Below are 9,903 nucleotides of genomic sequence, written 5' to 3'. Positions count from 1 at the left end.
TCCTGGCTCGAAGTTCGAATCAATCGAAACTCTTGCTGAAGTCGGTGTGCAGTCAGCGTCCTACGCCACGATCAAACCTGACTAATTTGAGCCAAGTCAGGTTACTGCTACTCGACCTCGGGACCCGGCCGTAGGGAGCGGCTGAGTCATGATGAGGTCATGGACATCATCGACCAAGCGGATGCCATGGCAGTACAGCAGATCGACTTCACCGGCGGGGAGTATTTGATGACCCCGGGGTGGCGTGATCAGGTGGCACGCGCTCGGGAACTCGGGATGATCGTGACTGTGCACACCAACGGCACCCTACTCACACCGGCTGTAGTCCAGACTCTGCGCGAACTCTCGGTGGCATACGTGCAGGTTTCCGTGGATTCACATCTCGACGAGGTACATGACGCGGCAAGAGGTCATCGTCATGCGCTCCGGCGCACCCTGACGGGTCTGGACCGACTCCACGAAGCCGGTGTGGACTGTCGCATCTCCCTAATGGTGCATCGCGGCAACACAACCACTATGGGGGACTCGATCAAGTTCTTCTCTGACCGCTATCCCGACTTCTTGATCAACATCGACCGGATAATTGGCACGACGCAGGCCGCCAACGATGTCGGTGTGAGCAACGAAACCTTCTGGGACGTCGTGTCTCCATATCTCGGCGACCGCGTGCTCCCATCAAAGGCTTGCGGCACCGACGTTTCAGCTGAGACCTTTGAGCCGGACTGTGGCGTCTACTACTCCTACCTCTACCTGACCGCTGAGGGCGAGATCGCAGCCTGTCCCACCATGACGTCCCGCGAGGAGCCGCAGCTCGCCGGTCCGAGCATCAGGGATACTTCGCTATGGGATGCTTGGTACGAGAACGACATGATGACCAGCCTGCGGCACACCAACTGCGAGAACGTCACCAGTTGCCCGGCCGGAAGTTCGTGCGGCGGTGGATGCCGGTCGAATGCCTACAACGACACTGGCCGGCTGAGCGGCCCGGACTACATAGCCTGCAACAAGAACAAGAACCCAGGCACCGCCTTCATCGACTTCGCCAGTCTCTATGCACGAGTCCGGTGACCGCTGGGCGGTGATTCTGTGTGACGTGGACGCCGGTTCCACTAAGGGTGGACCCAGCAACGTCCGTGATCACTGGTTGTCGGTGCTCGCCGCGCAATGGCCAGATCACCCTCCACCCCTCTTCATCGATCGCCGCCACGGACAGATCGCGGCGCGGTTGGTCGAGTCCTACTGCTTCGCGGCCGTGACAGCCGGGCTGACCCCACTGGTGCTGGGCGGCGACCACGCCACGACCTACTTCGCCTACTCCGGCGTTCGGCAGGCGGTAAAGGCCACGCCGGACCTGGTCCACCTCGACGCCCATCATGACGCTTGGCCGGCTGAAAACATCACCAACTACTCCTTCACCCGGCACCTGCGGCGACAGGGCGTGGTGGTCGACAGCCGTGGCGTGCGCGAGGAATGGCCGGCGGGGGTGTCATCTCGACGACCGGAAAGGGAGAGCGATCTGGTGTATCTGAGCATCGATGTCGATGTCCTCGACCCACAGGTGCTGTCTGCCGTCTCATTTCCTGTCCCGATCGGTGCCCGCGGACCGAGCACCAATATGGAATGGCTGGACAGCCAATTGAACGACGCAGTGGCAGGGCGACGAGTAGTTGCTGCCGATATCGTTGAGTGGGTGCCCATGGCCGCACCAGACCCCGGTGCTGACGTGGTGGGAGGCGTCCTAAGCAGCGTTCTACGGCTTCCCGTCCCTGATGGCGGGGACGTCACAATCCAGCCGGGGAGGTCTCATGCTCATTGAGACCCCGCTGGGTACGTGGACGTCCAAGGTGGTCCTCGGTGGCCACGGCCGAACTGAACAGTCGTCTGGCTTGCCGGACGCGGTCACCAAGGTGGTGGCGCATGCCGCGCTACCACCAAGCGACGACGACGGGTTTCATCCACCTGGTGGCCGGCTGTTCGACCAGCCGGCGCTATATGACCACGTCTTTGGTTGGGACCCCGGCGCAGAGCTCGACTTCATCACGTCCATGGCGGAGGTCGGCCGCCTAGTGGAGTTTGGGTGCGGCTCGGGCCGCTTGCTGATCCCGCTGCTCGAGCGCGGTTACCAGGTGGATGGTGTCGATTCCTCTAGTGCCGCGCTGAATCACCTCGCCGCTAAGGTGAGCGGGCGGCGACGAGCGTGCGTCCCAAGGTTGGTCCTCGGCGACCTGGCCGAGGTGGCACTCCTGCCCTGCTATCCGGCCGCCTTCGCGGCACTGAACACCATGCGGTACCTGCCCAGCACGGATGCGGTCGCCGCCCACCTTCGACGGGCGGCGATGAGCGTCGAACCCGGTGGCAGGTACCTGGTTCACCTCGATTCCTTCGGCACGGATTTGGTCGAGCGTCCCCATCCCGGCGAGTATGCCGAATGGGAAGGTTTCGGCGACTCAGACAAGAAAGTGATGGTGCGGTGGGAGTTGGCCGAGCGGCAGCCCCGTAGCGACTACGATCTCGAAATCGAGCGGGTTCGCGTCTGGTGCGATGGCAAGCCCATTGTCGACGAACTTCAGTCCCAGCTCTCATTGGCGATCTCGGGCTGGTGTACACTCTTCGCCTGTGAGGGACTGTGGTCGGTGCACGGTGTGGTCGACGCAGATGAACTCCAGCCGCTGGACGCGCAGCATCAGCGGCGGGCGGCCAGTGGCAACTACTGGTTCGTATTGGACCGCACGGACCTCGCGGCTCCGGCCCTTTACAACGCCTAAGAGAGAAACCTGTTGTTTGTATCAGAATCTGCCACCAGTTACGCCAACTTCGTGTCGAGCACCCGGAGCCGATGGGTGACCCATCACCCTTTCTGGGTGGAGGCACTTGACAACGCGGAAGGTGAGATCGGCTATCTGGTCTGCGAGTCCGACCTGGACGGGGTCGTCGCCGCAGCGTCCTACTGCGACGACGGTGACTCCCTCGTCGTAGGAGTGACAGACCCTTCGGGCGTCGTGGTCGCGGACGAGGCAGAACCCCCCGACGTCTACGCAGCCGCACTGCAACTCGCGACCAGATTGGAGGAGATCGCGGTCCAGCGGTCCAGGCGAGCCGTCCTGGTCAAGTCATCTGCCGTCTGTGCAGGTGGTGTGCGGGGGCTCGTCACGCCGGTCAGCCTGGCCTTTGACGAGGCTGGCTACAGCCAGGTCAGTCGCAGTTTCTACGCCATCGAGGGCGTCGAGCGAGCAGGGGTGCTCGCAGGTGTTTCGTCTCGGGTTCGGAGCCAGATTTCCAGCGCCAGTCGGGTCTTCGTGGGCCGCTGCGCCGACTCAGAGCAGGACGTAGCCGCGGTGGTACAAATGTATGTCGCGCACAGCGGACAGCGCGGCGGTCACTGTCCCTTCACGGTCGATTCACTGACCCGCCTGTCGGCACCTGCACTCAACCTGGCCTCTGCCCGGCTCTACAGCTCCACGGAGGACACCGCAAGGATGCTGGGCTTCAGCATCAGCGTGCACGATCAGACATCCGCAGAGGTGTTTACTTGGGGCAGCCTCGATCAGGCAGCAACAGCAGCGCATCTCACTAAGTTCATTGTCGCTGACACGATCCAGGAACTCGCTGGGCGAGGATATGGGGTGATCGAGTACGGGTGCCGCTTCGACGGTCCGGAGTATGGCGAACTCACCGAATTCTACCGCCGTATGGGTGGACGAGAAATACCGGGCGTCTGGATGCACAAGGAAATAGCCCCATGAGCGCACGGACCTTAGTGCGTGGGCCGGTCGCGCGGATCACCGCGGTGTCTCTGGGGTCGAACATCGTCGATGGGATCCGGGTCGCTGCCTTCGCCGCGCTCGCCGCCGGATACGCCGACTCAGCTCTGGAGGTCGCGCTAGTTGCCACCGTAGCAACGCTACCCGAGGTCTTTCTCTCCATACCGATCGGCGTAATGCTCGATCGATGGAGCAAGCTGCGCACCCTGTACCTGGTTAACCTGGCCCGAGCGCTTCTGTTGATGGGGCTCGCCGTAGCGCTCTACCTAGGTGCCGGGTCGATCCTGCTGCTCTGCGCGTTCGCCTTCATCTTCGGCACCTTAGAAGAACTCTACGACTCAGCGTCAGTACTGGTCGTCCCCGACCTCACGGAACCCAACGAGTACCTGAAGTCGAATGCCTCCATCCGGTGGGTGCAAGAGCTTGGCAACGGAGCTATCGGGCCTTTTGTGGGCGCTGTCCTGGTGGGGTGGTCTGCCACCACGCCCTTCACCTTGAGCGCAGGATTGTTGCTAATCGTTGCGCTCGCACTACGCTCCCTTCATCGCTCGCACGTACTGGTGCCTGATCAGTCGCCGGCCGAGGGACAACACGATGAGGCGCGGCAGGGGAACGAGTGGGACGAGCGCGCAGCGGAAGCTACGCCCCAACCGACGGCCACGACTCTTGAGGATCGCACACGTACCTTCATCAAGGAGTTGTGGGACGGCCTTGTCGTGGCTTGGCGGAACCCGTTCGCGCGCAACATTGTGGCGGTCTTCGGGCTCTGGAATCTCTTCGGCTGGATGCCGGAGTCAATCCTCATCGTTTACGTCCTGGAGGCGCTGGAAGGTGACGGGAGTACCTACGGCCTGCTGCTAGCCATCACCTCCGTCGGCGCCTTGCTCGGTGGACTTGCACTGCTAGTGACCCCTGACGCGGTCAGCGTTCGCTGGGTGACCGCCCTAGCTCTCGGCGTCTACGCAGTGACGATTGCCGTGCCGGGAATCTGGCCCAGTTTCTGGGTCGCTGCGGTGGCGTTCTTCGTTCAGGGCCTCCCGCTGGTGCTGTTGAACGGCACGGTGGCAGCCCAGATGCAGTTGACGATCGACCGACGTTTCTTCGGCAGAGTCTACGCGGTGATCGGTACGGTCGGCAGCCTTGGCATGACGGTAGGCCTGTTTCTGGGGGGTGTGGTTGCCGACCTCACTTCAACCCCTTTCGTCTTTGTGCTAGCCGGAGCTGGCATTGGCGTTGCGGCGCTGGTAGCTGCCTTGACCTTTTCCTCGACCACGGCAAGCATCAAAGATGATTGAGCCCGATGCCCGGCTCGTCGACCAGACCGGTGCCACATACCGCCCGACGCCCACCGTGCACATGGTCTCGTCGGACGAGATCGTGCTGTCTACCGGGACCGGGTTCCGTTGCGTCCATCGTGACCCGATTGGGCGAATTCCGGCCGAGGTCGCCCAGGAGTTGGTGCTCGACGGATGGCTGGAGCGGATCGTCCGGGAAGCGGCGGTCGAGTCCTTGGTGCTGGCCGACATCGTCGCGGACCACTCGACAGCAACCCTGGTCATGCCCGAGTCCTTGGCTCGTGACCCGTTGATCGAGGCGTGGGCGAGCGAGCTGCGCAGGCGCGGTTTGTCGGTGGTGCTGATCTTGCAGGCCGCGGACCTGAGCTCGGACGGTGCAGACCCTCAGGACGACGGGGGCGTGGCGCACTACCGAGAGCCGACTCAGCATTGGGAGGCGGTCAGCCTGCCTGGGCTGGCACGGGCCTACCGGAGGAGGTGAACGTGGCCCTGGACCCGCCGCCGCAGGTAGTGTTCGTCAACCCCAGCACGATCCCGATCCACCTGTACCACAGCCAGTTGCCTGCACTGCCGGGCACCGAGAAGGCGTGCCTGCTGCTGGCCCGGGAACTAAGGACACAGCGGCCTGGAGAGGTGCACTACGTCGGGAACGTAGAATCCGGCCAGTGGGGCGGCGTGCTCCTACATCCGCTCGCGGACCTTCAGCGGGTGCTCGCGCTCACCGCGCCCGCTCCCGTGGTTTGGGTGCGCACCTACGGCTGGGAGGCTCGATCCCGGCGCAAGCATGAGCGCACCCATCTCCTCTGGTCCGGAGATGCTGTCGAAGACCTGCTCGCGCTGGGGCACCGGCACGAGATCATAGGCCGTGTCGATCATCCGGACTCGCTATTCGCCGGGTACCACCGCGCCGTCCTGGTCTCGGACTGGCAACGTCGGCAGTGGCTGCAGGAGCTGGCGACATCACCGCCGCTGACCCGAATCTACAATCTCACCGACGACCCCGACGTCAGCGCAACCCGCAAGCCAGCAGCCGTCACAACAGTGGTAAACACCTCCCACCCGCGCAAGTCCTTGGGGCTGTTCTGCCAGGTAGCGCGGGCCGTGTGTGCAATGGACGATGGCTTCCGCTTTGTCACCACGTCATCGCCGAGGCTTTACGACGGCGACGAAAGTGAGCCGGTCTATGTTCCAGTCGACCAAGGCAGGTTGGCCAACATTGGCTCATTCGCGCAGGTCCGGGAGCGGTACGGTGATGTTGTGGAGTTTCGCGAGCCGCAGCACAGTGATGACCTCGCATGGATGCTCGCTGGAGCTGATGTATTCTTGCACCCCGATGCGTCGGTTGAGACCGGCTCGATGGCGCTAATCGAAGCGATGAAGCGCGGTGTTGTCCCAGTCGTGTCACAGGTCGGGGCGCTGCCAGAACTCTGCGGTTCCCAGGGGCTGGTCGTGCCAGGCACCCCTGGCGAGCGGCAGTTCCTGGTGAACGTGGTCAATGCGGTCCTGCGGGCCAACGGCCACGGGGTCGACGAGGCCGACGTACTGGCCCGTTTCGGTATGGATGTGATTGTCTCGCAGTGGGTCCAGCTTCTCAACGAGTGTAAGGCCGCGCCCGGGTCGCACCGACCGCACGCCTGAGGGCGTGGCGCGTGTTAGAAGTTGGTATCCTAGTTCTGACTCCAAGACCTGACCTCTAAGGTGCTCAAAAGATGGCAAGGAAACTTGAGAACACCGGATTCGTCTGTGTGTCGTGCGGGCGTAGCGTGTCGCCGATCCGCCACGGGACAATCCGGGATCACTGCCCCTACTGCCTGTGCTCGCTGCACGTGGACGAGGTACCTGGCGACCGCAACTGCGATTGCCATGGCATCCTGCGGCCCACCGGAACGGACTACCGAGGCAATAAGGGCCACATCCTAATTTACCGATGCGAGCGGTGTGGTGAGGTGAAGCGCAACCGGACGGCCCCGGATGACGATTTTGACCTCATTCTGAGAATTCAGGCAGATCAGGCCGCGCGACTGTTTACCTAGTTTATCTAAGTCACCCAATTCAGACTCTCTCGCCCTATGGCCCTGTACTTTCTGAGACTTTGCAAATGCCTCTTGGATCATCGCTTCAGTCACGTCGCTTCGCGAGAGTGCCCGAAGCGGAGTCCACGCTCTCCGTGCCCCCATCGGCAAGGCCAAACGCAGCAAAGTGTTGTATTGGTACCACGCTCTGATTCACTCCCCTCGCACCTGAGTTGGGTCATGGTTTCGCAGTTTTCGGGGTTGCGGTGCGCTGACCTGGGGTGATGTTGGTGGTTAGTGTCTGGTTTAGGCACTAATGTGCTGCCTATACTGGGTGTGTGGCGTGGATTCGGCGGGTGCGGACGGCTTCGGGAGCGACGGCGGTGCAGATCGCGGAGTCAGTCAATGGAAAGCGGCGGATTGTTCGTCATCTGGGTTCAGCTCATGATGAGGCGCAGCTTGGCCTATTGGTTCAGCATGCGCGCCAGCTGCTTGCTGATGATCATCAGGGCGTGCTGGATCTGGGATTGGCTCCGAAGATGGTTAAAGCGTCGTTGATCCCAGCGCCTGCTGAAACGTTGCTGCCACAAGCCCAGGATGGCAAGCGGCAGCTAGTCGCGGGTGGTCGGGTCGTGAAGTCGTCCTCGGCGGTGTTGTATGACGCGCTGGCAGGGGTGTATGCCAGTCTGGGGTTCGACCGTGTTGACGATGCGGTGTTTGCAGATCTCGTCATCGCCCGCGTGGTCGAACCGACCAGTCTGCTCGATGCCGATCGGGTGCTTGCTGAACTCGGTCAGCGCTCGGCGAGTCATTCGACCCGGAAACGCTGCCTGCGCCGGGCACATGCCGGTGACTACCGGGCGCAGATCGCCCGTGCCTGCTTTGAACACGTGGCAGACAGTGGTGATGTGTCGCTGGTCCTCTATGACGTCACGACCCTGTATTTCGAAGCTGAGCACGAAGATCAGCTCCGCCGCGTCGGCTACTCCAAAGAACGGCGCGTCGATCCACAGATCGTGGTGGGGTTACTCGTCGATCGCAACGGGTTTCCGTTAGAGATCGGCTGCTATGAAGGCAATAAAGCTGAAACACGCACGATCATCCCGATCGTCAAGCAGTTCCAGGGCCGGCACGGTATCGCTGACATGGTCGTTGTCGCGGATGCTGGGATGCTCTCAGCTGCGAACCTCAACGAGCTCGATGCCGCCGGGCTGCGGTTCATCGTCGGTTCCCGGATGACGAAAGCCCCGTACGAGCTGGCAGCCTATTTCGCCACTCACGGCGATTACGCCGATGACGGTCACATCGTCGATACGCTGACTCCACGCCGGGGAGCACGCCTGGCCGAAGAGCACACCCTCTCACCGATCTGGGACCCGGGCACGCACCCGAAGGCATGGCGGGCGGTATGGCAATACCGGCGTAAACGTGCGTTGCGCGATCAGCGGACACTCAACCAGCAGCGTGCTCGGGCGATCGCGATCATCGAAGGCGACACCCGGCCGAAGAACGCCCGGTTCGTCACCACCACAAACGCGAAGAAGACCTTCGATGAAAGCTCCTACAACGCCGCCTGCCGGTTGACCGGCTGGAAGGGCTACGTCACCAACATCGATGCCGGGACCATGCCAGCCGGTGAAGTCATCACCAGCTACCACGATCTGTGGCATGTCGAACAGTCCTTCCGGATGTCGAAGACCGATCTACGAGCCCGGCCGATCTTCGCACGTACCAAAGACGCCATCGAAGCCCACCTCACCATCGTCTTCGCAGCCCTGGCCATCGCCAGAACAGTCCAGAACCGCACCGGCCTGTCCCTGCGCCGGGTACTGCGTACCCTCAAACCACTGCGCTCAGCGACCATCAACATCAACGGCACCACCACAACCCTGCCCCCGGAAATCCAACCCGAACAGCAAATCATCCTCGACCACCTCAACCCACCCAGCTAAGGCACTAAAACCAATGACCCAACTCAGGTCTGATTCACTCCCCTCGCACGCGTTGCCGCAGCGTCACATGATGAGCTTTGGTTGGTGGAGCACGTTGGGACCTCTGCCTTTGACGACGCGTCTGTGAGTCCGAGCCTCTGTCAGCCTGGTCCGCATGCGGGGTGTTCGCCCCAGTGCGTTCCCCCGTAGTAGATTGAAACCGCCAAGTTACGCCGAAGAAGACGCGACTACTTTTTGCTCCCCTATGGCGTTCCAGCCTCGACGTAGTAGCGGGTCAGCGGAGTCGACAACGACCGGTCACCATCACCAGCCGCCACAGTGCGCAGCAGGTACTTGTAGCCGTCACCAGCCGACATCACCCGCATCGGTCACCGAAACCACCTCTCTCACGAAAGGTGCTCACGTCCTAGATGCGAGGGAGGGGGTGGCTGTTACGGCCACCCCCTCGGCGGCGTCGCCGCCAACCTCCTGGATCTTTTCGGGCTCTTCGTAATTGAGGGTGTGGATCAGTGATTTCAGGACACGGCGTGGCGCTGTCCGGATAGACGTCGAGGTCTTCCGATAATGGAAGTTCTTACACAGTCCATCCGAAAGACCTCGACGTGTCCAAGCTTACTTTCTCATCTCCTGATCTCACGACATTCTGCCGGCTCGACTCTCTTGACCTCACGTGCATTGGCCAGCACATCACCGGGCACAAAGCCATTCTGGAATGCCAGCCCAACACTGCCGATGACTGGTGCCGACGGTGTGGCGGACACGGGATCGTCCGCGACACCGTCGTCCGCCGCCTCGCCCACGAACCCTTCGGCCACCGGCCCACCACGCTTCACATTCGCCTCCGCCGGTACAAATGCGTCGAATGCGGCCGCGTATGGCGTCA

Annotated in this window: 11 protein-coding genes and 1 pseudogene; 11 read left to right on the top strand and 1 reads right to left on the bottom strand. The window is 62.2% G+C overall.

Annotated elements, in window-relative coordinates:
• Positions 1-114: 114 nt before the first annotated feature.
• The 10 genes and pseudogenes from ACFFN1_RS04575 to ACFFN1_RS04530 form a co-directional block, all read left to right on the top strand.
• A pseudogene (locus ACFFN1_RS04575) lies at positions 115-501 on the top strand (radical SAM protein); the annotation flags it as partial.
• Positions 490-1,068: an SPASM domain-containing protein gene (locus tag ACFFN1_RS04570; RefSeq protein WP_376839032.1), complete on the top strand. Its 579-nt coding sequence runs from the start codon at positions 490-492 to the stop codon at positions 1,066-1,068. The pseudogene ACFFN1_RS04575 and the gene ACFFN1_RS04570, both read left to right, overlap by 12 nt.
• Positions 1,052-1,816 (top strand): arginase family protein, encoded by a 765-nt coding sequence (locus tag ACFFN1_RS04565; protein ID WP_376839030.1) that lies wholly within the window; start codon positions 1,052-1,054, stop codon positions 1,814-1,816. The genes ACFFN1_RS04570 and ACFFN1_RS04565 overlap by 17 nt, the downstream gene beginning before the upstream one ends.
• Positions 1,806-2,765: a class I SAM-dependent methyltransferase gene (locus tag ACFFN1_RS04560; RefSeq protein WP_376839028.1), complete on the top strand. Its 960-nt coding sequence runs from the start codon at positions 1,806-1,808 to the stop codon at positions 2,763-2,765. The genes ACFFN1_RS04565 and ACFFN1_RS04560 overlap by 11 nt, the downstream gene beginning before the upstream one ends.
• Before the next feature lie 96 nt (positions 2,766-2,861).
• The gene (locus ACFFN1_RS04555; RefSeq protein WP_376839026.1) at positions 2,862-3,743 is read left to right on the top strand and encodes a hypothetical protein; all 882 of its coding nucleotides are present in this window, start codon (positions 2,862-2,864) and stop codon (positions 3,741-3,743) included.
• Positions 3,740-5,056 carry an MFS transporter gene (locus ACFFN1_RS04550; protein WP_376839024.1) on the top strand — a complete coding sequence of 439 codons (1,317 nt, stop codon included), beginning with the start codon at positions 3,740-3,742 and terminating at the stop codon, positions 5,054-5,056. Before ACFFN1_RS04555 ends, ACFFN1_RS04550 begins: the two co-directional genes overlap by 4 nt.
• On the top strand, positions 5,049-5,537 hold the full coding sequence (locus ACFFN1_RS04545; protein WP_376839021.1) for a hypothetical protein: 489 nt from the start codon (positions 5,049-5,051) through the stop codon (positions 5,535-5,537). Before ACFFN1_RS04550 ends, ACFFN1_RS04545 begins: the two co-directional genes overlap by 8 nt.
• Positions 5,538-5,539: 2 nt before the next feature.
• Positions 5,540-6,694 (top strand): glycosyltransferase, encoded by a 1,155-nt coding sequence (locus ACFFN1_RS04540; protein WP_376839019.1) that lies wholly within the window; start codon positions 5,540-5,542, stop codon positions 6,692-6,694.
• A gap of 71 nt (positions 6,695-6,765) precedes the next feature.
• The gene (locus ACFFN1_RS04535) at positions 6,766-7,089 is read left to right on the top strand and encodes an RNHCP domain-containing protein (RefSeq protein ID WP_376839017.1); all 324 of its coding nucleotides are present in this window, start codon (positions 6,766-6,768) and stop codon (positions 7,087-7,089) included.
• A gap of 317 nt (positions 7,090-7,406) precedes the next feature.
• Positions 7,407-9,020 carry an IS1634 family transposase gene (locus tag ACFFN1_RS04530; RefSeq protein ID WP_376839015.1) on the top strand — a complete coding sequence of 538 codons (1,614 nt, stop codon included), beginning with the start codon at positions 7,407-7,409 and terminating at the stop codon, positions 9,018-9,020.
• A 242-nt stretch (positions 9,021-9,262) separates the two neighbouring features.
• Here the strand turns inward: ACFFN1_RS04530 and ACFFN1_RS04525 are convergent, their stop codons facing one another.
• Positions 9,263-9,385 carry a hypothetical protein gene (locus tag ACFFN1_RS04525; protein ID WP_376839035.1) on the bottom strand — a complete coding sequence of 41 codons (123 nt, stop codon included), beginning with the start codon at positions 9,383-9,385 and terminating at the stop codon, positions 9,263-9,265.
• 237 nt (positions 9,386-9,622) lie between these two features.
• Here ACFFN1_RS04525 and ACFFN1_RS04520 point away from each other — a divergent pair.
• Positions 9,623-9,903 (top strand): transposase family protein (locus ACFFN1_RS04520; protein ID WP_376839013.1); only part of this gene is annotated, 281 nt, incomplete at its 3' end.

The organism is Brevibacterium otitidis (assembly GCF_042429315.1).
Lineage (GTDB): Bacteria > Actinomycetota > Actinomycetes > Actinomycetales > Brevibacteriaceae > Brevibacterium > Brevibacterium otitidis.
The sequence above is the reverse complement of the archived record's forward strand: the minus strand, read 5'-3'. Positions and strand labels throughout refer to the sequence as shown.